At 68.9% G+C, this 23,291-nt stretch carries 18 protein-coding genes; 13 read left to right on the top strand and 5 right to left on the bottom strand.

Annotated elements, in window-relative coordinates:
- Positions 1 to 444: 444 nt before the first annotated feature.
- Both ACIBJB_RS29285 and ACIBJB_RS29280 read left to right on the top strand, forming a co-directional pair.
- Positions 445 to 3,798 carry a trypsin-like peptidase domain-containing protein gene (locus tag ACIBJB_RS29285; protein ID WP_398934777.1) on the top strand — a complete coding sequence of 1,118 codons (3,354 nt, stop codon included), beginning with the start codon at positions 445 to 447 and terminating at the stop codon, positions 3,796 to 3,798.
- A gap of 159 nt (positions 3,799 to 3,957) precedes the next feature.
- On the top strand, positions 3,958 to 4,908 hold the full coding sequence (locus ACIBJB_RS29280; RefSeq protein ID WP_398934775.1) for a bifunctional riboflavin kinase/FAD synthetase: 951 nt from the start codon (positions 3,958 to 3,960) through the stop codon (positions 4,906 to 4,908).
- 70 nt (positions 4,909 to 4,978) lie between these two features.
- Here ACIBJB_RS29280 and ACIBJB_RS29275 read toward each other — a convergent pair whose 3' ends face one another.
- The 4 genes from ACIBJB_RS29275 to eccE all read right to left on the bottom strand — a co-directional run bounded on the left by ACIBJB_RS29275 (position 4,979) and on the right by eccE (position 10,858).
- Positions 4,979 to 7,930, bottom strand: a complete 2,952-nt coding sequence (locus ACIBJB_RS29275) for an SCO5717 family growth-regulating ATPase (protein WP_398934773.1) — start codon at positions 7,928 to 7,930, stop codon at positions 4,979 to 4,981.
- Positions 7,931 to 8,220: 290 nt separating this feature from the next.
- Positions 8,221 to 8,547: a DUF397 domain-containing protein gene (locus ACIBJB_RS29270; RefSeq protein ID WP_398934771.1), complete on the bottom strand. Its 327-nt coding sequence runs from the start codon at positions 8,545 to 8,547 to the stop codon at positions 8,221 to 8,223.
- Between the two features lie 137 nt (positions 8,548 to 8,684).
- Positions 8,685 to 9,527: a hypothetical protein gene (locus ACIBJB_RS29265; RefSeq protein WP_398934769.1), complete on the bottom strand. Its 843-nt coding sequence runs from the start codon at positions 9,525 to 9,527 to the stop codon at positions 8,685 to 8,687.
- Positions 9,527 to 10,858: a type VII secretion protein EccE gene (gene eccE, locus ACIBJB_RS29260; protein WP_398934767.1), complete on the bottom strand. Its 1,332-nt coding sequence runs from the start codon at positions 10,856 to 10,858 to the stop codon at positions 9,527 to 9,529. Before eccE ends, ACIBJB_RS29265 begins: the two co-directional genes overlap by 1 nt.
- A gap of 195 nt (positions 10,859 to 11,053) precedes the next feature.
- Here eccE and eccB point away from each other — a divergent pair, with 195 nt between their 5' ends.
- The 7 genes from eccB to ACIBJB_RS29225 all read left to right on the top strand — a co-directional run bounded on the left by eccB (position 11,054) and on the right by ACIBJB_RS29225 (position 18,172).
- Positions 11,054 to 12,631, top strand: a complete 1,578-nt coding sequence (gene eccB, locus ACIBJB_RS29255; protein WP_398934765.1) for a type VII secretion protein EccB — start codon at positions 11,054 to 11,056, stop codon at positions 12,629 to 12,631.
- Positions 12,632 to 12,855: 224 nt separating this feature from the next.
- Complete coding sequence (locus tag ACIBJB_RS29250; protein WP_007385064.1) at positions 12,856 to 13,176, top strand: WXG100 family type VII secretion target; 321 nt, start codon at positions 12,856 to 12,858, stop codon at positions 13,174 to 13,176.
- Positions 13,177 to 13,243: 67 nt separating this feature from the next.
- Positions 13,244 to 13,537 carry a WXG100 family type VII secretion target gene (locus ACIBJB_RS29245; RefSeq protein ID WP_057616722.1) on the top strand — a complete coding sequence of 98 codons (294 nt, stop codon included), beginning with the start codon at positions 13,244 to 13,246 and terminating at the stop codon, positions 13,535 to 13,537.
- Positions 13,538 to 13,670: 133 nt separating this feature from the next.
- The gene (gene mycP, locus ACIBJB_RS29240; RefSeq protein WP_398934764.1) at positions 13,671 to 14,963 is read left to right on the top strand and encodes a type VII secretion-associated serine protease mycosin; all 1,293 of its coding nucleotides are present in this window, start codon (positions 13,671 to 13,673) and stop codon (positions 14,961 to 14,963) included.
- Between the two features lie 5 nt (positions 14,964 to 14,968).
- On the top strand, positions 14,969 to 15,283 hold the full coding sequence (locus ACIBJB_RS29235) for a WXG100 family type VII secretion target (RefSeq protein ID WP_398934762.1): 315 nt from the start codon (positions 14,969 to 14,971) through the stop codon (positions 15,281 to 15,283).
- 39 nt (positions 15,284 to 15,322) lie between these two features.
- Positions 15,323 to 16,747, top strand: a complete 1,425-nt coding sequence (locus tag ACIBJB_RS29230; protein WP_398934760.1) for a hypothetical protein — start codon at positions 15,323 to 15,325, stop codon at positions 16,745 to 16,747.
- An 87-nt stretch (positions 16,748 to 16,834) separates the two neighbouring features.
- Positions 16,835 to 18,172, top strand: a complete 1,338-nt coding sequence (locus ACIBJB_RS29225) for a S8 family serine peptidase (RefSeq protein ID WP_398934758.1) — start codon at positions 16,835 to 16,837, stop codon at positions 18,170 to 18,172.
- Between the two features lie 975 nt (positions 18,173 to 19,147).
- On the opposite strand, the gene ACIBJB_RS29220 is transcribed toward ACIBJB_RS29225, so the two are convergent.
- The gene (locus ACIBJB_RS29220; protein ID WP_398934756.1) at positions 19,148 to 19,390 is read right to left on the bottom strand and encodes a hypothetical protein; all 243 of its coding nucleotides are present in this window, start codon (positions 19,388 to 19,390) and stop codon (positions 19,148 to 19,150) included.
- Positions 19,391 to 19,653: 263 nt separating this feature from the next.
- Here ACIBJB_RS29220 and ACIBJB_RS29215 point away from each other — a divergent pair, with 263 nt between their 5' ends.
- The 4 genes from ACIBJB_RS29215 to ACIBJB_RS29200 all read left to right on the top strand — a co-directional run bounded on the left by ACIBJB_RS29215 (position 19,654) and on the right by ACIBJB_RS29200 (position 22,947).
- The gene (locus ACIBJB_RS29215; RefSeq protein WP_398934754.1) at positions 19,654 to 19,959 is read left to right on the top strand and encodes a GntR family transcriptional regulator; all 306 of its coding nucleotides are present in this window, start codon (positions 19,654 to 19,656) and stop codon (positions 19,957 to 19,959) included.
- 362 nt (positions 19,960 to 20,321) lie between these two features.
- Positions 20,322 to 20,627, top strand: coding sequence for a hypothetical protein (locus tag ACIBJB_RS29210; protein ID WP_398934753.1), 306 nt, complete (start codon positions 20,322 to 20,324; stop codon positions 20,625 to 20,627).
- A 47-nt stretch (positions 20,628 to 20,674) separates the two neighbouring features.
- Positions 20,675 to 21,397: a hypothetical protein gene (locus ACIBJB_RS29205; RefSeq protein WP_398934752.1), complete on the top strand. Its 723-nt coding sequence runs from the start codon at positions 20,675 to 20,677 to the stop codon at positions 21,395 to 21,397.
- Positions 21,398 to 21,420: 23 nt separating this feature from the next.
- Complete coding sequence (locus ACIBJB_RS29200) at positions 21,421 to 22,947, top strand: putative T7SS-secreted protein (protein ID WP_398934750.1); 1,527 nt, start codon at positions 21,421 to 21,423, stop codon at positions 22,945 to 22,947.
- Positions 22,948 to 23,291: the final 344 nt, after the last annotated feature.

The raw sequence follows: 23,291 nt of genomic DNA, 5'->3' as shown, positions 1-23,291 counted from the left end.
GCGGGTCGGGAGTCGCGCGAGACGGGTCGGTCTGCGGATCAGCTGGGCCGGGAGTCGCGTGAGGCGGGTCGGCGAGGCCGGTGGGGTTACCGTGCGGCCCGCGAGGAGAACGCACTGGTCCGGCATAGCGAGCCGGAGGCAGGTTTCGGTGGGCCCGATGACCGCGGAGCGGGGCAGGAGGCCTGGTGGGTCCGGACGGGAGACCGGGAGATCGGTGGGACCGCCGGTTCCCCGAGTCGTGAGAGTCGGCAACGGGACCGGGAGGCCGGTGAGGGCGCCGGGTCCGCGGGTCGTGAGGTTCGGCAACCGGACCGGGAGGTCGGTCAGGCCCGGCCGTCCGATCGGGGTGGCCATCGCGAGACCGGCGATACCGTACGGCCCGGCCGGAGCAGGTGCGAGGAGGGTTCCCGGCATGCGCGGGGGACCGGGCGGGACGAGGGACTCGTGCGGATTCTTGATCTGGCCGGCCGGCCCCGCGGGATCGGGTTCGTGGCCGATCATCGTGGCACCGTCGTCACCAGCCATGAGGCCGTCGACGGGCCGGCCCGGCTCGTGCTGCACGCCGGCGGTGACCGCAGTTGCGTGGTGGCCGCCGATGCCGTGACCGCGCTGCCCGAGCTGGACCTGGCGCTCGTCCGCACCGAAGGACTCGGCGTGGACCCGTTGCCGGTGTCCGTGCGCGACACCGTCGAGACCGGCACCTACGTCCGGCTCCCCGCCGGCTGCTGGCGCGAGGCCCGGGTGCTCGGCGTGGCCTCCGTGACCTACACCGCCACCGACCGCTTCCATCTCCTCGAAGACGCCCTGGAGTTGGCGATCGGCACCGCGGGACGGGACGCCCTGCGGCTGGGCGGCGGGTCCGCCGGAGGCCCCGTGCTCGACGCCGGGACCGGCGCGGTGGTCGCAGTCCTCGGCACCGCCCTGCAGTGCGGCCACCGCGACAGCGGATACGCGGTCCCGCTCCGCCCCGCCCGGACCGGCCCCCTCGCCGACCTGCTCGCGGAGAACGCCGCGACGGTCCCGGCGTACGGCGCCGACCTCAACCTCGCCGGCGTGCTGGAACTGACGGCCACCTCGGTGGGCCAGGACGGCCCGCCGGGCACGCTCGCCGGTCACGTGGGCCGGGAAGACCCGACCGAGCCGGTCGAACGGGCCGCGGTCACCAGGGAGTTCGCCGCTTTCACCGAGGGCCCGGCAGGCGTCCTCGCCCTCGTCGGACCGCCCGGCAGCGGCCGTACGACACAACTCGCGGCCCTCGCCGCCCGCCGCCACCGGGGCCCCGTCCCGGCCCCCACCCTCTGGCTGCGCGGTGCCGACCTCGAGGCCACCGACGCCTCGGTGGCCGACGCGGCGAGCCGAGCGCTCACCAGGGCCGCCCGGATCCTGGCGACCTCCACGGACACCGTCCCCGCCGACCTTGGCGACCTCACCCCCGAACGCCTGGCCCGCCTCGCCGGCACTGCGGGCCGGCCCCTGTTCCTCCTCCTCGACGGCCCCGAGGAGATGTCCCCGGTCCTGGCCCACCGCCTCGCCGAGTGGACGGAGGGCACGGCCAAGTGGCTGGCGCAGACGGGGGCGCGGCTGGTGGTGGCGTGCCGGGAGGAGTACTGGGAGGGCGCGGGCTTCCCGGAGGAGCTGCTGTACGGCAATCCGGAGGGGCACCTTCCGCCCTGTGTACGCCTAGGCGACCTCACCGACGAGGAGGCCCGCCGGGCCCGGGCCCGCCACACCCTCCCCGACGGCATCCTCGCCGCCCCCGACGACCGCCACCCCCTCACCCTCCGGCTCCTCTCAGAGGTGCGCGCTGCGCTTCCGGACACCCCGCACGCTCCCGTGGACCGGGACGAGGTGTTCTCGGCGTACCTCGACCTGATGTGCCTGCGCATCGCGGTACGGCTGGCCACGGCGAGCGGCCTGCGCGGCGCCGCCGTCCGCCGGCTCGCCGCGAAGGTCTCCGGCCAGGTCCATGAGGCCGCCCGCCGCAGCCTCGGTCCCGGGCACGGGGAGCTGGACCGGGAGTCGTTCGAGGCGGTGTTCCCCTGGGGCCCGGCGCCGAAGCGGCTCGGTGGCACGGGCTGGGCCTCCGCCGTCCTCACCGAGGGTCTCCTCGTCCCCGCCGGCAGCGGCTACCGCTTCGCCCACGAGGAACTCGCCGACTGGATCCAGGGCACCCACCTCGACCTGGACGAGGCCCTGCGCGCCCTGGTCCACCGCCGCCGCACCGGACGGGAACACCCGCTCCCCGTCCCGCACCACCGCATCGGCCCCGTCGTCCAGGCCCTGCTCCTCGTCGCCCGCCAGCACGGCGCACCACAACTGGCGTACCGACTGGAGGAGTTGCTCCACGCCCTCGACGCCGACCCGCACCACTGGTGGGCGGCCCACCTTCTCACCGAGACCCTGCTGCGCGTGCCCGACGCGACGCCGTACACCGATGTCCTGCGGGGGCTCACCGACCGCCTGGTGGATCGGCGCCGCCAGGGGGAACCGGTCCCGCCCGCGTTCGGGCCCGCCTTCTGGACCGCCCTCCGGCTCCCGCACGGCACCCGTATCGACCTGCTGCGCCGCCTGGTCCTCGCCGACGGTCCCCCGCACGAGCCCGGCCCCCGGTTCCTGGACGCCGTGGCAGAGCTGCTGGCCACGGACCCCACCGCCGTACAGCCGCATCTCACCCGCTGGTTCGACGACGAGCGGCCGCTGCCCGCGACCCCGCACGCGACCGTGGCGAAGGCCGCGCAGGCACTGCTGCACACGCACCGGACCCGGGCCCTGGACGACCTCACCGAGGTGCTCGTCGGCTGTGCGCACCGGCGGGCCGACGAACTGCTCGCCGTGCTGGCCGAGGACGAGCCGTCGGCGGTGTGCCGTGCCGTGGACCGGTGGGCGCACGACGAGCGGCCGGCGCGGCGGGTGGCGGCGGTGGCGTACGGACTGCGGGCCGCCCCGCACGTACGCACCGACGCCGACCGCGAACTCCTGCGCTACGCCGCCCTCGCGCTGCTCGCCCGCCCCGAGGACTGCACCCTGCACGGCGGTGCGCTCGCCCTGCTGGTGCGCGACCCGCGCACGCGTGCCCGTCATCTCCCGCAGGCGCTCGGGCACTTCGCGGCCGGCGACCCGCAGTTCCCGCCCGGCGCGCTGGTCCCCGCGCTCGCCACCGACCCCGGTCCGGTCCTGGAGGCCTTCCGGGAGCGGCTGCGCAGGCCGGGTGCCGGGGAGGCGCTGCGCACGCTCGCCGACGTCACCACGCCCGCTCTGGCCCGCCGGGTGGCCGTGCTGGTGCGGGAGGCGGTCGAGCGACGCCCGGAGATCGCCGGGGACGTGGCCGCGTACGTCGACCGGCGCCTCGACCAGGGCCCCGCCGCCCGGGCCGTGCTCCTCCCGCTGGTCACCGGACTGCTCGACGGCGCCTCGGAACGGGTACGGGCCGCGTTGGCGGCCGTGCTCGTCGGCCCGGGCACCCCCGCCTCAGGACCGCTGCGCCAGGAACTCCTCGCATTCCTCCTGGACCACGAACGGGAGCCCGCGGTCCTGGTCGCCCTGCTGCCCGCGGCCGCCGCGCGCGGCGGGGACGGCGTCCGCGACCTGGTCCGGCGCACGGGCCTCCTCCTCGTCCGCACCCCGCTGGGCGCGACCCGTTTCGACCGCGCTCTCGTCGACCTCGGCCGGCATGTGCCCGGGTTCGCGGCGCTGGTGGCCGGCTGGCTCGCCGACACCCCGCAGGAGTGGGCCGGGGTGGTCGGCCCCAGCACCCGGCGGATGATCGAGAACCTGGCGGGGGTACGGGTTCCCGCCTGACTCCGCCGCGTTCGCAGGGCCTGCGGAGCCCCTGTGGCCGCGTGCGTCGGGTCACAGCCCCCATGCCGATGCGAGCGACGGGCACGCGGCATGGCACCCTTAGACCTGCGTAAGTCGCAAGAGTCAATACGGACACGGGTTCGACAAGGAGCGGTCACAGTGCAGCGCTGGCGTGGCTTGGAGGACATCCCCGAGGACTGGGGGCGCAGCGTCGTCACCATCGGTTCCTACGACGGGGTCCACCGCGGGCACCAGCTGATCATCCGGCATGCCGTGGACCGGGCGCGCGAGCTGGGCGTTCCCTCGGTCGTCGTCACCTTCGACCCGCACCCCAGCGAGGTCGTCCGCCCCGGCAGTCACCCGCCGCTGCTGGCCCCGCACCACCGGCGCGCCGAGCTCATGGCCGAGCTGGGCGTGGACGCGCTGCTGATCCTCCCCTTCACCACGGAGTTCTCGAAGCTCTCGCCCGCCGACTTCGTCGTCAAGGTCCTGGTCGACAAGCTGCACGCCAAGGCGGTCGTCGAGGGCCCCAACTTCCGTTTCGGCCACAAGGCCGCGGGCAACGTCGACTTCCTCGTGGAGCAGGGCAAGACGTACGACTTCGAGGTCGAGATCGTCGACCTGTACGTGTCGGGCACGGCGGGCGGCGGCGAGCCCTTCTCCTCCACCCTCACCCGCCGTCTGGTCGCCGAAGGTGACGTGGAGGGCGCCGGGGAGATCCTGGGCCGCCCGCACCGGGTGGAGGGCGTGGTCGTCCGCGGGGCCCAGCGAGGGCGTGAGCTCGGCTTCCCGACCGCCAACGTCGAGACCCTCCCGCACACCGCCATCCCCGCCGACGGCGTCTACGCCGGCTGGCTGCACGCCCAGGGCGAGGCGATGCCGGCCGCGATCTCCGTCGGCACCAACCCGCAGTTCGACGGCACCGAGCGCACGGTGGAGGCGTACGCGATCGACCGCGTCGGGCTCGACCTGTACGGGCTGCACGTGGCGGTGGACTTCCTCGCGTATGTGCGCGGGCAGCAGAAGTTCGAGTCGCTGGACGCGCTGCTGAAGGCGATGGCCGTCGACGTGCAGCGGTGCCGTGAGCTGATCGAGGGCGCGCAGGCCTGAAGCGCGCAAAGACGAAAAAGGAGGGCCGGCACCTTTGTGGTGCCGGCCCTCTTTCGTCCACTGCTCTCGTCTACTGCTGCGGCGGCTGTCCCGCGTTCGGGTCGTACGGCGGCTGCGGGAAACCGGGCTGCTGCTGACCCGGCTGGCCGGTCTGCCAGGACTGGCCGGGCTGGGCGCCGGGGAAGCCCTGGAACGGCGGCTGGGGCTGCTGCGGCTGCGCGGCCGGGGCCTGCTGGTGACCCGGCATCGGGGGAGCCATGGTCGGCGGCTGGTGGCCGCCCTGCCCCGTCCACAGGCCCTGCTCCTGCTGGGCCCGCACGAAGTCCTCGGCCACCATCGCGGCGAGGTCGAAGTACGCCTCCCGGACCTTCGGCCGCATCATGTCGAGGTCGACCTCGGCACCGGCCGCCAGGTGCTCGTCGAACGGTACGACGATCACGCCCCGGCAGCGCTGCTCGAAGTGGGTGACGATGTCCTCCACCTTGATCATCTTGCCGGTCTCGCGCACACCCGAGATCACGGTGATGGACCGCGAGACCAGGGACGCGTACCCGTGCGCCGACAGCCAGTCCAGCGTCGTACTGGCGCTGCTCGCGCCGTCCACCGACGGGGTCGAGATGATGATCAGCTGGTCGGCGAGGTCGAGGACCCCGCGCATGGCGCTGTAGAGCAGACCCGTGCCCGAGTCCGTGAGGATGATCGGGTACTGGCGGCCCAGCACGTCGATCGCGCGCCGGTAGTCCTCGTCGTTGAACGTCGTGGACACGGCCGGGTCGACGTCGTTGGCGATGATCTCGAGGCCCGAGGCCGCCTGCGACGTGAACCGGCGGATGTCCATGTACGAGTTGAGGTACGGGATCGCCTGGACCAGGTCGCGGATGGTGGCGCCGGTCTCGCGCCGCACCCGGCGGCCGAGGGTGCCGGCGTCCGGGTTGGCGTCGATGGCGAGGATCTTGTCCTGCCGTTCGGTGGCGAGGGTGGAGCCGAGGGCGGTGGTCGTGGTCGTCTTGCCCACGCCGCCCTTGAGGCTGATCACCGCGATTCGGTAGCAGGACAGCACCGGGGTGCGGATGAGGTCGAGCTTGCGCTGCCTCTCCTGCTCCTCCTTCTTGCCGCCGAGCTTGAACTTCGAGCCACCGGGAGTGGGACGGCTGCTCTTGGCCTTCTGCTTCTTGCTGTTGACCAGCCGGTCCGAGGTCAGCTCGACCGCGGCGTTGTAGCCGAGCGGCGCGCCCGCGCCGGCGACCTGCTGCCGCTGGTCGTGCTGGACGGCCGCGGGCCAGGCTCCACCGGTACGGGGGTCCACTCCGGGCTGGCCCGGAGCGCCCGCGTAGGGGCCGGGCTGGGGTGCCTGCGGCGGCTGCTGTCCCGGGAACTGCGGTTGGCCCGGGTGGGCCTGCGGCTGCCCCGGGGGCGGCGGCACGGGACCCGGCTGACCCGGCTGGCCGGGTTGTGCGGGGGCCTGCTGCTGGGGGTAGCCGTAGCCGCTCTGGTCGGGCTGGGGGGCGGGCGGTTGCGGGAAGCCGTAACCGCCCTGGGGGTTCGGGGGCGCGGGCTGCTGGGGGTAGCCGTAGCTGCCCTGGCCGGGCTGGGGCTGGGGAGCCGGGGGCTGAGGGAAGCCGTAGCCGCTCTGCGGGTTCTGTGCGGCGGGCGGCTGGGGGTAGCCGTAGCCGCCCTGTGCCGGTTGGCCCTCATGCTGCGGCGGAGTGGCCGGCCAGCCCCCGGGCGCCGGTTGCGGTGCCTGGGGCTGGGGCGCGGCCGTCGGCTGCGCGGGCGGGAGCGGGGCACCGGGCTGTCCGCCCGTCGTCCACTCCGGTGCCGACGTCGGTGCCGCACCGGGGGCCGCCGACGCGAACTGGGGCGGGAGGGGCGGGACGGCGCCCTGGGGAGCCGGCGGGGGACGCCAGCCTTCCTGCTGGGCGTCGGGCTGCTCGGGTGCGGCGGTCTGCGGAGCCTGGGGCTGGTCCGGCGCGGCGGTCTGCGTGGCCGGGGCGTCGGGCGCGGCTGCGCGCGGGTCGGCGTCACCGCTCGGGGCGGATGCCGGCGGCGTGTTGGTTTCCGGCGTTTCCGGCGCTTCCGGGGCTTCCGGCGCCTCCGGTGCCGAGGCTTCGGCGGTGGGCGCCTGGGGGGCGGCCGTGCCCTCGTCGTTTCCGGTCTCGTCGTCGGAGGCGGATGTGGCTCCGGCCTCGCCAGGAGACGGGGCTGCCGGTGCCTCCGCCTCCGCGGGCCCCTGCGGGGCTTCGGCGGGGGCCGGTGGCTCGGGGGCGGCGGGCGCGGGGGAGGGTGCCTCCGCCGACGGGGCGGCGGGGGGCTGGGGGGCGCTCGTCGCCGTGACGGAAGCGGAGGGCGCGTCCATACGGCCTTCCGCTTCACCTCCGGCGGAAGCCGCGCCGCCATCTGCGGTGAAGGAGCCGGGGGCTGCAGGGGGTGCGGGAGCCGCTGCGGGCGCGGGAGGCGCGGGGGCTACCGGGGCGACGGGAGGTGCGGGAGTCACCGGCGTGGGGGGCGCGGGAGTCACCGGCGCCGCGGTGGGCGCCGTAGGAGGAGCGGGGGGTTGCGGGTAGCCGTAGCCGCTCTGGGGGTTCGGAGGAGTGGGGGGTTGCGGGTAGCCGTAGCCGCTCTGTGGGTTCGGCGGCGCCGGCGGCTGAGGGTAGCCGTAGCCGCTCTGCGGGGGCTGCGGGGGCTGGGGGGCCGCGCCGGGGTTCCCCGCCCACGGCGGCGGAGGCGGTGGCGTTGCGCCGGCCGGGTCCGCGGACGGGTCGAACCGCGGGCCGGGAACAGGAGCCGACGGTGCGGAACCGGACGTATCGGGGTAACCGGGGTGCGGTGCAGGCGCGGTGGGGGCAGCGGCGGGCGCGGGAGGTTCCGCCTCGGCCTCGGGCGCCGCGCTCTGCGTGTACCAGGCAGGCGCGGCGTAGTCGATGGTGAACTCGCCCGTCATCTCGGTGGCGGACTCCGCGTCGGACTGGTCGTCGCTGGGCGTGGTCCAGCCCGCGCGCAGCCCGTCCCGATCGCTCTGCACAATTCCTCCTGGTGTGGGGTCGAGCACCCTCGTGCCGTGTGGGCACTCATGTGCCGGGCTGGGGGCGACCGTTCCTGGTGTCCGATCCGTCTGAAGTCCCCTGGACGCGAACAACCCACCCGTGGGTTCTTACGTCGCACCCGCATCAAGCGTAAACGCCACCGGCGTCGGCGGGGCAGGCCCGTCCGCTGTGCGCTCGCGCCCAACGGACCGATGCCTGCCTCGATGTCGGCCTTGTGACGGTTGTCTGTCTCTTGAGCCCGGGCCGCAGTGCCTGCTCGGCTACCGCGCTACTCGGCCTGCTCCGGGGTGAGCCCGCCGTTGTGCGGTGCGGCCTCCAGGTCGAACTCGCCGTCGCGTGCGCCCAGTACGAAGGCCCGCCACTCCGCCTCCGTGTACCGCAGTACGGTGTCCGGGTCCAGGGAGGACCGCATGGCCACCGCACCCTCGGGGAGATAGGCGATCTCGACGCGCTCCTCGTGCTCCTCGGTGCCGGGCGCGCTGTGCCACTCGACGCCGGAGATATCCAGGCCGTACAGCTCGTCCCGTTCCCTCGCCTTTCGCGCCTTGACGTCCTCATCCGGGGTCTTTGCGGCGATGTCGTCCGCGTCAGTCATGGTCGGCGGGCCCTTTCTCATGAGCGAACCTCGTGCACGAGCACCCTACTTGGCCTGGGCCCCCTCACACAGCGCAACGGTTCGGTCACGAACTCGCGTGAGGGGCCGACACCTTGGCCGCGTCACGAGCCCGCCCGTCAGTCCATCCGGCGGGGCGCACCGAGGAGACCGGTCTCCGCGTCGGTGGGCTGGGTCATCACGTACTGCCGGTGCTTCTGGGTGCACCACAGGGCGACGTTGTCGGCGAGCGACGGCAGGGACGCGGCGTCGCTCTGGGGCAACCGCATGGACTTGCCGACCACTTGGGACTCCTGCGGCGAGATCCGCTGTACGCCGACGACGTCCGCGTTGGCCAGCAGCCTCGGGGCGGTCGGGCCGAGGTAGGGGAGCAGGGTCAGCACCGACTGCCAGGGCGCGGTGGTGAGACGGCTGCGCGGCGGGCGGATGCCCAGGTCGCGGATGATGAGCACCGGGCTGGCCGGGGACGGGCCCTGCGGGGCGATCCGCCCCACCTGGTGCACCGTCACACACTGCTGGCCGCCGCCGGCCGCCTGCGCCATCGGCGCCCACAGCTGCGGACGTGCCGTCTCCACGGCCACGCGCGCGCCGATCGCCGCCGCCCGCAGGGCGATGACCTGGGCCATCCAGGTACCGCCGACCAGCACCATGTCCAGGCGGGTGGGGCGGCACAGTCCCAGCACCGCGGGCTGGTTGTCCTGGTCGATGCCGAGGATCAGACCGTCGTCGCCGACGGGCAGCGTCAGTTGCGCCAGGACGTCGGCGTCGACCAGATGACGCTCACGCCGGGGGCCCAGCAGGCCGAAGGCCTCGCGCAGCCGCCGCTCGGGACCGATCCGGGCGGGCTCGGGGGAGCGGGGCAGATGCCCGGGACGCTGTCCGGGGAAGCCCGGGGTCGATCCCGGGGTCGACGAGGATCCGAAGCCGGAGCGGCCGGAGGAACGGACGGTGGGAGTGGACATCAGCGGGTACCTCCCAGCGGCAGGGTGGCCAGAACTCCGGGCAGCTGCTCACGGTCGAGCCGTACGAGACCGACCTTGAACGCGGACGCGGCCCGCTCCAGGTGCTCGGCCGCCTCGCCCAGTTCGTTCTCCCCGCGGCCGGTCAGGCGTACATGCCCGGACAGGGCGATGACCTTGCCCCGGCGCCTGCTGATGGTCAGCGAGAAGGTACTGGCCAGCGTGGGCGCGGAGGTCAGCGCGCCGACCAGCCGGGGGAACGCCGGACCGCCGCCGCCGAACTGCGGCCACTTGGAGATCCAGTACGTGGTGTGCAGCCGGTCGTCGCAGCGCCAGGTACGGGTGCTCTCGGCCGTACGGCGGCCCGAGCGGCTCCCGTCGAGCGCGGCACCGCCGGTCGTGGCCATCGGGTTGACACAGCTGGAGGTCGCGATGGCGCCGCAGATGTCCGACTCGCTCAGCACCTTGGCCTGCATGCCGACGCCCATGAGCCGGCTGGCCAGCTGGTCGGCGACCCGCAGCAGCGCCCGCCGGGCCCCCTGCATGCCGCCACCGCGGGCTTCCACGGCCTCGGGGCACAGCTCCGGGTCGAACTTGAGCGCGACCCAGGTGATGCGCAGCCCCGGTGTCATGCTCTGGGCCTGCAGCGGCCCGTAGGAGCGGACCGCCATGGCCTGCGGAGGCAGGTGCGGGGCGGGCGCGGGCTGGGTGTGCTGGACGACCTGGACCGAGGCGAGCCGGATGTCGTCCACCTCCAGGAGGCCCTGCAGCAGATCGAGGGGGATGTCGCCGGTGCCGTAGGACGGACGCAGGGGGGTGTCGGCGGCCTGCACCTGGACCAGCGCGGTGAGGAAGGTGCCGTCGCCGAGCATGCCGATCTCACGCTGCTCGCGGTCCTGGAAGCTGTAGGTGCGCAGCGCCGGGTCGCACTCGACGGCCGGGGCGAAGCCGGGGTCGGTGCCGGGGGGCACGGCCTCGGCGTTGCGCTTGCGGCGGTCGCGGAGCGCGCGGGCGGTGCTGAACCACTCGGGCAGCGGACGCCCGCGCCGGCGCAGCAGTCCGGCCAGGACCAGCGGTACGGCCAGCACGATGCCCACGGTGAGACCGATGGGGCGCAGCAGCCAGCCGATCAGCAGGACCGCGGCGGCCAGTTCGAAACCGACCAGGTGCTGGACGCGGATGGGGCCGATGCTGCCGGGGCGCCTGGCGAGCGAAGGCGAGGCCGGACTCGGGCGCGTGGACGGCTGTGCCGGTTCCGGCCCCGGCCCTGGCCCCTGGTTCTCCTGGGTACGACGGCTGCCGTTACGGCGCCGGGACCTGGTCGCAGTGCTCATCCCCCGGTACAACCCCTTTGCATTGTCTGGCCGCGACTCGAGCTGGCGGCGGATCACCGTACCCCGTACCGTACGGTGCGATCGTCACACGGCATAGTAGAGGCCCCTGCAGGAGCAAACGCCACGGACTACCGGGCGGCCCTGGGGAGTTCGGCATTCGGCAACAATGCGAAAAAACGGGGAGTTGACCCATCGATGGCGACACGTCGGGATGAGCTGAACGCTTACTCCTTCGCGCGCAGGCGCACGGTGGCGGCGTTTCTTCAGCCGTCACCGCACGGTTCGGAAGAGGCGGCACCGCGCCCCCTCAAGACCGTCCTGCCGAGTCTCGGTGTGGCGGTGCTGGTACTCATCGGATTCGGCGCCTGGGGCATGCTCAGCCCGACCGCTCCGAAGGGCTGGGACGCACAGGGCAAGAACATCCTCGTCGGCAGCGAGTCGACGACGCGCTATGTCCTGGTGAAGACCAAGGGCGAGAACAAGCTCAGCCTGCACCCGGTCCTCAACCTGGCGTCCGCCAAGCTGCTGCTGAACGGCGAGAACCCCCAGGTCCTGAAGGTCAAGGAGTCGGTGCTCGACAACAGCAAGTACCCGATGGGCGCGACGGTCGGCATCCCCTTCGCCCCGGACCGGCTGCCGTCCGCGTCGGACGCGGAGACGGTCAAGACCTGGGCGCTGTGCCAGGCACCGGGTGAAGACGGACAGCCCGTCAGCGCGACGTACGTGCTGGACAAGAGCGACAACACCAAGCTGTTCCAGAAGAGCAGCGGCCGGCTGAAGCAGGACGAGGTGCTGTACATCGAGGGTCCGACGGACCCGACGATCGGGCACGGCCAGCGGTTCATGGTCACCTCCGACGGCAGCGCCTACCTGATCGGCGGCAAGCTGTGGCGGTTGATGACCGACGACAAGATGCAGGACATCGAGCGTGCGGTGTTCGGTGACGGAAAGCAGCCGCAGAAGGTCAGCGCGGACTTCGTCAAGACGCTGAACATCGCGGGCGCCCTGGACTTCCCCACTCTGCAGGATCTGGGGGCGCAGGCGGGATCGCAGGCGAACATCGAGGGCCTCCTTCCCCAGTACTCGAAGGTGGGCCTCGTCCTGGAGGCACCTTCCGGCAGTTCGACGCAGAAGTTCATCGTGCTGAAGGACGGGGTCAAGGCCGTCTCCGACTTCACGGCGCAGATGTGGCTGCGCAACCCCTTCATCAGCGCCGTGTACGGGGCCACGGACCCGGAGCCGGTGAAGGTCACCTTCAACGACATCCAGCCGGAGACGGGTGAGTGGCTGAAGGAGAAGAACTGGCCCGCCGAGTCGGTGCAGCAGGCCAACACCGTCTGGGAGCAGGGCGGTGAGAAGACCTCGTGCAGCATCTGGCACGGCGGTGAGAAGAACCCGAAGACCGGCAGGCAGCTGATGTCGGTCTGGACCGGCCGGGACTTCCCGAAGGACACCTCCCAGAGCGGTTCCCGGACCTACGTCTCGCCCGGCAGCGGCCTGCTCTTCAAGAGGATCACGGGCACCGACGCCGGCGGCGGCAGCACCTTCCTGGTGACCGACACCGGCCTGCGCTACTCGATCCCCGCCCGCAACGACAGCGAGGTCACGGGTGGCGAGAAGGCCGACTCGCAGACCCAGCAGACCAACACCTCCCAGGTCCGGCTCGGTTACGGCAAGATCCGCGCGGCGTCGGTCCCGGCGACATGGGCGGACCTGCTGGCCGCGGGGCCGGAGCTGAGCAGCGGCAACGCGGAGCAGGCGCAGGGGTCGTAACCCCGCCGTCGGATCCCGTGTCACTCACACTTCACGAACGCACTTGTGAAAATGGTGAGTTGACTTCATCGCGATCTTGCTACAAGGCCCCAACTGGTGTTCGCTCCGTCGGCGGATGCGTCTAGAGTGGAACCAGACCGGACGGGATACGCCTGCCACCATTCGGTGTCGGCGTTCCGAGTGAGGGTCTACTCAGAACTCCTACGTCTCATGGGGGACACAACATGGCTGGACAGCAGTTCACCATGACCGAGGAGGAGATGGTCGCGTTCAGCGGCAAGATCTCCTCGGTCAACTCCTCGATCCAGGGCGAAATCTCCCGCCTGCAGACCGTGATCGACACGATCACGGGCGGCTGGAAGGGCTCGGCGGCCACCGCGTACAACAACCTGCAGTCGCAGGTGAACCAGGATGCCAACAAGATCAACCAGATCTTGAACGACATCAAGGAAGCGATCGACCAGAGCACCAAGGCCTACGCGGCTTCGGAAGAGGAGCAGCGCGCGTCCATCCAGAACATCGCGGCCTCGTCCCCCTTCGGATGATCGGACCCGTGCGCCGCGGCGCACGTCCGTGACCGACCATCCACACATCCGAGGAGACATAGAAGAGATGTCCGGGCAGATTCTTGTAAATTTCGCCACGATCTCCCAGGCCGCGCAGGACGTCCGCAGCACCGCGGGCAAGATCCGTACGCAGCTTGACGAGCTGGAGAGCGGCGTCAAGCGCATCTCCGCCAGCTGGGAAGGCACGGCCCAGGAGTCCTACCGCGCCAAGCAGGCCGAGTGGGACCAGCGCGCCGCCTCCATGCAGCAGACGCTTGAGGCCATCGCCAAGGCCCTCGACAGCGCCGCCCAGAACTACCAGGCGACCGAGTCGAAGAACGCCCAGATCTGGGGCGGCTGACGTGACCGCTTGATGGGGGCGGGTGCGCTGTCGCGCACTCGCCCCCATCGGCGGTTCACGGGGCGTATGGACTTTTCCGCTCATAGCTGGTTCATGCGTCCCGTACAGGAACAAAACGGGAGGACGTAAGACAGTGGGATCCGGGGCATCGCGCACCGCGCGTCGGAGCGCCGCAGGTACCGCCGCCGTCGCGGTACTGGCCTGTGGGCTGCCCTTGGCGGGGGCCACACCGATAGCCGCCGCGGAGCGCGTGCGGACCACCTTGGCCGACGACGACGTGCGCTTCCAGGTCGACGACACCAGCTGCTCGTTCCCGTCCGACATCATCAAGGGAACGCCCTGGTCGCTGCAGCGCGTCGTCCTCGACCAGCTGTGGCAGGACACCAAGGGCAAGGGCGTCAAGGTCGCCGTCATCGACACCGGCGTGGACACCGTCAACGCACAGCTCAAGACGGCTGTCGCCAACGGCAAGGACTACCTGCACTCCGGCGGCAACGGCAAGACCGACAAGGTGGGCCACGGCACCAAGGTGGCGGGCATCATCGCGGCCCGGAAGCTCGACGGCACCGGATTCATGGGCCTCGCTCCGGAAGCGACGATCATCCCGATCCGCCAGAACGACGACCAGGGCAGCGGCAACGTCGGCACGATGATGCAGGCCATCAGGTGGGCGGCCGAGCAAGGCGCCCAGGTCATCAACATCTCGCAGGACACCGCGTCGAAGATGGACCCGGCGGTCGACACCGCCTTCCGTTCGGCCATCGAGTTCGCCCAGTCGAAGGACGCACTGATCGTGGCCGCGGCCGGCAACGACGGTGCGGACGGCAAGGTCAAGGAGACGTACCCGGCGGCCTACCCCGGTGTCCTCGCGGTCGCCGCGTCCGACCGCAACAACGCCCGCGCCCCCTTCTCCCAGTCGGGGCCGTTCGTGGGCGTCGCGGCACCGGGCATCGACATGGTCTCGACCGTCCCGGTGGGCGGCAACTGCGTCGACCAGGGCACGAGTTTCGCGGCGCCGTACGTCTCGGGTGTCGCGGCACTGATCCGCGCCAAGCACCCGAAGTGGACCTACAAGCAGGTCATCACCCAGATCGAGCAGACGGCGGACCGGACCAAGGCGGACCGCGACGACTTCGTGGGCTGGGGCGTCATCGACCCGGCCGCCGCGGTCAACGACGACACGACGGAACCCTCCGCCGACGGCCCGAAGCCCGACTCGGCCGGCCCCGCGGGCGGCGCCGCCGACGTCCAGGCCGCCACACTGGTCCTCGGCGAGACCGAGCAGCAACGAACGGAACGCTACGCGCTGTACGTGGTCGCCGCCGGATTCGCCCTGGTGCTGCTCCTGTTCGGTGGTGGACGCGTTCTGAGCGACTGGCGGCGCAAGCAGGGTGTGGGTAACAACGTGGAGTCAACGGGGAGCTGAGCATTATGGCTGAGCAGTACAAGGTCGATCTGAGTGAGATCGAGGGGACGATCACGCGGTTGAACGCCGTCATCAAGGACATGTCGACCTCCAAGTCAAGCTGCATGGGTAAGACGTATTTGCCGAAGGGTGCGCTTGGAACGGGGTTCGGCGAGGCCGACAAGCTGTATGGCGCACACGAGGCGATGAAGGAACGGCTGTACGAGATCGTCGCGTATCTGGAACAGGTACTGGACGACTTCGGGCAGAAGACCAAGCGGACGCATGACGCATACAGCGATGCTGAGGCGGAGAACCTTGCTGCTTTCAACCGGAAGTGATCAGGTGTTCTGCTGGATGGAGATGAGGGGGCAGTAGGCATGGCCAGCCAAGACGAAGGCATCGACAACTTCGAGTATGCTCCGGCGAATCAGTGTTTCGCTGCAAAGCACACCACGATGTTCGGGGTCGACTTCGACATGGACCAAATGAAGGAAATGGTCCGAAACGCTGACCCGGCAACGGTGAAGTCGGTCGCACGTGGTTGGGCAGACCTCCACAGCGATCTCGTCGGGGGCGGCGGAATCAAGGAGACCCTCGACGCCGCTGTTGAACACGTTCTTGCCCATTGGGAAGGGGAGAGCGCCGAGTTGTTCAAGCAGCGTGCGCAGCTGATCGGCAAGAAGATCACGGACAGCTCGACCTACGCTCAAAACGTTTCGCAGTCGCTCACGGGCGCCGCTGTGATCCTTGAAAAGGTCAAGCCGACAGTCTTGGCTATGGAGAAGCCGAGCGCTGTCTCCAGTGGGATGGATTTTATCGGCAACATGGGGCATCGCGATGCTTCGGCGACGGATGACGCGATCAAGAGTGGCGGTAGCTCCCAGGAAGCCCTCGACAAAAATGCGGGCAGTCTGTCTGAGGGACGCGAGGCGCAGTTGAGGATGGCTGCGCAGATGGAGGTCCTGGGGGCGGCTTATAACAGTCGAGCTGCGGAAATGGGGTCGTGGAGTCAGAAGCTCCCTGCCAAACCAGGAGGCAGGCGTGAGGAGAGCGAAGATTATCCACCCGATCCCGGAGGCGCCGCACCCGCTCCTGTGATGGTGCCGACAGAGCTCGCACCTCGAAGCCCGAAGGCCGTAACTGCGGGCACTGCTCGTAGTGGTCAGACTGGCACGATCAGCTCATCAAAACCCGTAGCTCCGCCCTCGGGTATTACGGGTGGCGCACACAAGCCGACCTCGACACAGCCTGGAGTCGGCACTGCAATTGACGGAATTTCTGGAGGTCGCACTGGAGCGCCGACAATTGGCGGCGCTGGCACGGTCGGCGGTGCATCCGCTGCCGGCGTCGGTGGCGTGGGCGGCGTCGGTGGCAGTGCTGGCTTCGTCGGTGGCGCGGTTGGTGGAGCTGCTGGAGCCAGCGCCGCTCGCGCTGGCGCTGCGGGCATGGCAGGTCGTGGTGGCGTTGGGGGCGTGGGCGGCGCAGGTGCCGCCAAGGGTGGCGCCAGTGGGCGGGTCGGTGGCACGGCGCGTAATGGCGTAGTTGGTGGCACGCCCAAGTCCGGAGCGGGCGCTGGCAGCGGTAGGGGTACGGCCGGCGGCTCCGGCCTGCACGGCAGCCGCGGCGCCGCAGGACGAGGAGCTAACGCTGTTCGCAAGGGAGGCATGGTAGGCGCCCCTGGCGGGCGCAAGGGACGTCCCGAGGATGAGGAGCAGCGTGAGAACGAGCGTCCCGACTACCTGGTCGAGGACGAGGAGACCTGGGCTCCGCAGACCGACGCGGCACCTCGCGTCATCGAGTAGTCGTTCGACGCTCATCGGCTCGTGACAGGATGCGTGGGTGTGGCCTTTGGGCCACACCCACATTCAGTATGGGAGAGGGAAGACGGAATGGCCTTCACGCGAACGGTGCATGCGTTGGGCGCCACAGCACTGACGGGCGCGCTGATCCTGGCGGCGGCACCTACCGCATCCGCCGACCAGGCCAGACGAGACCAGTGGGCGCTGGACACGCTGCAGGCTGAATCCGTCTGGAAGATTTCGAAGGGTAAAAGCGTCACCGTTGCTGTAATCGATACGGGCGTGAACGCTGAGCACATCGACCTTAAAGGGAATGTACTCAAGGGCAAGGATTTCCTCGACGGCGATGATGATGCCTCGCCGGAGACCTCGCAAGACCAGACCAATCATGGTACCGAAATGGCATCGATCATTGCTGGCCATGGCCATGGGGTGGGTGCCGCTGACGGGGTAATGGGGTTGGCGCCAGAATCAAAAATTTTGCCGATCCGAGACGATACTGATCGCGACGGCAGTTTTGCCGATGAGATTCGTTACGCAGTAGATCAGGGCGCTTCCATCATCAACATTTCCGGATATGTTGGTGAAGATGTTCCTGCCGATCGCGAGGCTGTGGCTTATGCATTGCAACATGACGTCCTGATCGTAACGGCGTCAGGAAATAATGGACAAGCTCACGACATTCACTTTCCTGGGGAGTATCCAGGTACTCTCACAGTTGGTGGCGTCGATCAAGGCGGGGAGATTTGGGCGAAGTCCAACTACGGCCCCGAAGTTCTGCTCGCAGCCCCTGCTACGCGGATCGTTAGCGCAGGTGCTACCGGCAACAAGCTGCGTATTGGAGATGGAACTTCAGCCTCCGCTGCTTATGTTTCCGCAGCAGCTGCCTTGCTGCGATCGAAATTCCCCGATCTCACGGCAGGGCAGATCGCGAATCGCCTCGTAAAGACCGCCGTTCTGCCAGCCTCCGCCAAGAACATCAGTCTCCCCGACCAGAAGTATGGTTTCGGGGAAATTCGCCCACTCGCTGCATTGACGCAGAACATGCCTGCAGGATCCAAGTATGGGCCGCTCAAGGCGCCAGTGTCTGCATCCGCGAGCCCCTCCGCCGTTCCGAGTACGGGCAAGTCTGAAGCGGATTACGCTGCTGACAATAAAAAGGCAGACCAGAAGCAAATGATTTTCCTGGTCGTTCTGGGTGTCATCGCCTTGGCCGTGATCGGGTTTATTGTACTTCTGCTCGTGAAGCTATCCCGACGCAACAAGAACAAAAACGGCGGCCCCGGTGGTCCGGGCGGCTATCCGCAGTACGTGCAGCAGCCCGCTCCGCCCCAGCAAAACCCGTACCAGCAGCCTGTCTCGCCGAAGCAACAGAACCCGTACCAGCAGCAGTCCCCTCCGCCTCAGGGGCAGTGGCCGCCGCAATAGTAGCTGAACTTCCACTGCTGAGCAGGATTGTGCCTGTGTGGGTGCAAATGACGATCTCGGTCGTCATTTGCACCCACGTTGCTTTCTGATCAAGTAAAGGTTCTGCGTCGCCAAGCGGGCGGCTGAGAACATCGAAGGCACCTGCAACGATCAATCCGGAGGTTCTGAATCTCCAGCAGGCTGCATGGCTGTCCCTGGAACTGGTGCGAGGTGTCCTTGGTCATGAAAGATGTACCCGATCCAGCCAACCAAGTCCGGCTGGCGTCATACGGCATAGCTTTTCTTGTTCGCGCCACTCGCCTGTGGGGCCCTCGCAAATTCAAATTGCGAGGGCCCCACCCGCGAGCGCATATTGCCCAGGTACAGTAGGTGTCTGGCTGGGGGAGTTCCTGCTCTGGCTATCCTCCCTGTTCCGCCCGACGATGGCAGTCACAGCCGCATCCGCCTACCAGCAACAGGCCTGTGCTGTACGGCAGCGGGATGTCGCGTACCTGGCGGCACTCGGTATGTACGTCCTCGTATCCCGGTCGTCGCGCGAGCGTGCACTCGGGTGACAGCGCCCGCATACCCGATCGTCCGACGGGACGCGCGCTCAGTGCTCGCCCTCGAATCGCCGGGAGGGCGGTGGGGGGGTGAGGACATCGGGCTGTGGGGGGCAGTGCTCGGCGCATGCCCGGCACGCATACACGGTGAAGCCCGGTCCCGAGTTCTGGTGCACCATGGCCACTACGACCGGGGCGTCGGTGGTCACCTGACAGCGGACGCACATTCGCACCGGCTTCCGGACCATTGCTCGCGGAGCGATCGCCGACACTACGACGTCGGGGGCCAAGGTCGGCTCTGACTCGTGCTGCCGTCCGTCGAACGCTGACAGATTCACCCCCGTCCGCTCGGCGTCATCAGGCTCGCGCACCCCAGGCGAAGGGGGCGTCTCGGTGCCGTAGGGCTGCCCGTGCCGCTCGCTCCGTGCCCCCATCACGCCACCTTCTTTACACCGACGACATGCCGGTCGAGGTCGATCGCGGAGTCGGCCGCGAGAGTCAGGGCCATACGGCGCCGAGCCTGCGTCGCCCGCTCGCGCTCCCGTACCTGGTAGGCCCATCCCGTCGCGAGCACATACGGCCGCACGGAGGCCGCCGCGCGGCCGTCCAGCGGCGCGAAGAGCCCGTACGGGGAACGCTCGACTGGCAACCCTGGCTCGCCCCGACGGAACGCCACGGAATCTCCCTTCAAGACCGGCCCGACAGGGCGCGCAGTCGCCCTCCGCTTGCCGGTGCCCGGCATGCAAACACTCAGGATCCAGCGCAACAGCGCATGGATAATGCTCATTGTCATCAGCTCCTCAGAGGCTGGTGGCCATACCCCGGGACCGTTCGCGCGGCCGCCGGGGCCTTTTCTGTCCGAGACTCTACTAAGCCATGTAGAGCTATGTATAGCTCTCTGGAGATACCTGTAGCTCGGCATCGACCTACGTTGCCTTTGTGACTGACCGCAGTGAGGTACCCGAGTTTGCCCCACAGGGATCCCAGCTGATCTACGTCGCCGTAGCCGACCACGTCGAGGCAAGGATCAGTGCCGGAGAGTTGCAACCGGGCGCGCGACTGCCCGCGGAGCGGGATCTAGCGCAGGAGTACGGAGTCGCCTACCTTACGGTCCGGCGGGCCGCGCAGGTCCTGCGTGACCGAGGGCTCATTGAGACCGTTCATGGCCGCGGCACCTTTGTAGTCGACCCGTTGCCCAGCGTGATTGCGGACTCCTCCAGCAACGACGGCAAGGCCGAAGGCTGACGCCATGCCTCGAAGGGGCAGTCCAGAGGGGCAGCGTCTCCGAGCCACCGACGCGCATCGCGGCAGTGAGTGTGGGCTTTCTCTGCCTGTGTGAGCCCAGCCATCGAGCATCAGATGTTGCGGACCCCGCTGGAGCGGCTCTGCCCAAGGGTGCGCCTCGTGGTCCTCCGTGTTCAGGCATGCCGATGGGGTGGCAAGTGACTGTTGAGACTGGATGAAGGCGCCCTGGCGGTTGCTCGGGTGGAGGGTCTGTGCGAATCCGGGGGCCGAGTGTGTCCGTGGGACACCGGACGCATAACATGTCGTGCTGTTTCTGCGGTCCACAGGGCCGACATGCAACATCACGGGGGAGTACATCGACGGTGGCTGGTTATTACAAGGTCGAGCTGGATGCGCTTGCTCAGCTGATCACGCAGCTAGGCGAGTCCGCGAACAGTATGAGTTCAGCGATGAAACAGCTGAAGGACATAGGCCCCAAGGGCTCGGGCTACGCCGAGTTGGAGCAGGCCTGTGACGACTTTCAGGACAAGTGGGGCTACGGCATCGGCCTGATCGCCGATGCCACCGGCGGCATCACCGAAGGGCTTTCGGAATCCCGCAAGATCTATGAGGCGCTGGAAGACCAGATCGCCGAGTCGTTCAAGCCGTCCGGGAAGGCTGGCAAGTGATACCGGCTCATGACCCTGCCTCGGCCGCACAGTCCGAACCCAAGACCGTGAGCCAGGGCGACGTTGAGGCGGTGGGGACCGAATCCGGGGACGACCGGGCAGCATTCCGTTTCCAAGTGCAGCCGGAGTTCCATCCCATACCCCTGGGTATCGGCGTCGACGAGGAGACATTCGACGAGAAGATGCGGGAGTTCGCCCGCGCCTACTGGGGCGAGCGGGAGGAACTGGAACCGATTCGCAGGTTCACTGCTGCCATGTACGCCGTGAACTCCCAGCAACTCGCAGCCGAGGGCACCGTCTACAACGCTCTCGGTGTCTTCCCCATCGGTGGCACTGCGGACGGCTCTCACCCGCCCGAGCGGGTGAGCCGCTGTACCCTCGCCGTCAGCGTTCGAGACCTCGACAATCCGGACCCTGACGTCTCTGCCGTCGGCATCGCCGAAACGCTCGACAAGGGTGAGAGCGCCGGTGAAATCCAGCTCGTCACGCTCCCGGCCGGCCCGGCGGTTGTCCACGTCGCCGGCTCCCGTGCGGTGTGGGATCTCCCCGATGGCGAACAGGAGAGGTTCTTCGTACGCATCGAGATCTGGATGCCCTTCCCGGGGGACGACAGGCTTCTGCTCCTGTGCCTGAGCACAGCCGATGTCCAGGATCTCTTCCACTATCAGGCGGTCCTGGCCGACATCGCCGACACCATCACCTTCGACGACGTCGAGGAAGACCTTGCCTCGCTGGGCGGCAACGTACCGCAGGCCCACCCCTTTGGATGATCGCGTCGAGGAGGACACCACTGATGAGCACGCAGACTTACGACGCGCTTGGTTTCGACCCTGCGCCGGGGGTGCCGGCGTCGGTGCAGCAACTCGTCACCACCCTCAGCCGGGTGGGGAACCAGCTGAACGACGCCCACGGCACACTTGCGCGTGTGGGCAAAGCCGATGGTGTCTGGGAGGGCGACGCCGCGGCAGGTTTCGCCAAGAAGGCCGGGGAACTACCGAAGTACCTTGCCGATGGGCACGAATCGTTGATCGACGCCGCACAGGCCTTGAATGAGTGGCAGTCGAAGCTGACCGACTTCCAAGCGCTCGCCGCCCGGTATGAGAGGGAGGCCGAAGAGGCCCGCCGCGTCCTCAAGGAGGCAGAGGCCAATCCGGATCTCCAGCTGGCAGGCAAGACCTTCGACACCGAGGCTGCACTGGGCAACGCCCAGAAGGCACTCGATTTCGCCGTGAAGCGGGTGAGCGAGGCCACCGGCGAGCTCAATGCCATCATCAAGAGGGCTGAAGATCTTCTCGGTGAGCACGAGGAGGCTGCCCGTGCTGCTGCCGAAGCGATTCGCAGGGCTGCAGAGGGGGCCCCGGACAAGCCGGGACTATTCGACCGCTTCATGGATTCGCTTAAAGATCTCGGCAGCAAGATCAAGGACCTTGCCGGGGACATCTGGGAGTGGATACAGAAGAACGCCGATACCATCTACAAGATCGGTGACTGGCTCGGTTACGCCAGTGCGGCGTGCGATGTCCTTGCTGTCGTCTTCTCCGAGACGGTGATCGGCGCGATCGCCTTCGAGGCGATCGGCATGGTGCTGAACGGCTATGCACTCGCCTTCCACGCGGTCGGCTGGGCGGCCGGAGCCAAGAAGGGTAACTGGCTGGACATCGGCCTCGACATCGTTGGTTTCGTACCGTTCGGTGACCTGGCGCGTGCAGGAAAGGTTGCCAAGGGAATGTTCACGGGCGTCAAAATCCCTATGAATGTCCTGGACTTCGGGGTGAAGGCGGCCGACTCCTGGAAACGTGCGGGTGACATCATCGACCACGCTGGTGGAACTGCAAAACTCGGTGAGGAAGCCGAGGAATGGACTATGAGGAATTGGGGTGCCCTTGGTTCCAAGGCTCATGCCATCCATGTCACTGCGGATAACCTCAAGGACCGGTTTGCGGTCGCCGTCGCCAAAGAGTTCGGCGATTCCAACCTGTACCGAGCCGGTACAGGAGTGTTGGATAAGCCCTTTCAGAAGCTGGTGCCAGCACTGGTGGAGCACACGCCCCTCGGCCGCATTCCCGCCATTGCGGACTCTGTCAAGCCGGTCATCGACAACGCGGGTCACACGGTTTCCCGCTACGTCGACCCGAGGTCGTGGACAGCGCGCGGCTACGAAGCCGTGGTCGGTGCGAAAGGTTTGTACACAGAGGGCGTCCGCCATGCCACTGAGGACATCCAGTACGGATCCGAAAAATTCCACGACAGCGTCGATAAGGCGCGTAATGCGGCTGGCGAGTTCATCGACCGCGCGGCTGGCAGCAATCCGTTCGGGTAAGTATCCTCGCCGGGTCCTGTGTGCTGGGCGAGCCGCCGGCGACTGAGTGTGTGCCCACCCCATGTTCGGGAGGCAGGCAGCTTCTGGGTATCGGCGACAGGTACTACCGTATCCTCTGTGCGCGGTTAGGCTCTGGAGCCCAGCCCGCAGGTGAGTACTGCTGGTAGCCGGTGTCCGAATGCCGGTATGTATTCGGTGCGTTGTGGGCCTCAAGACGGTCGCGCTTTGCCTGAACGCGCCGACAAGACAGACGCATCCACATCTGACACAGCGGAGCCGGAGAGAAGAATGCACCCTCAGCCTCAGGAGCAGCCTGCTTCGGCCTCGAACCTGTCGATGCCGTT

The organism is Streptomyces sp. NPDC050759, from assembly GCF_044456945.1.
Lineage (GTDB): Bacteria > Actinomycetota > Actinomycetes > Streptomycetales > Streptomycetaceae > Streptomyces.
Note: the sequence above shows the minus strand (reverse complement) of the source record. Positions and strands in the feature narration are given on the sequence as shown.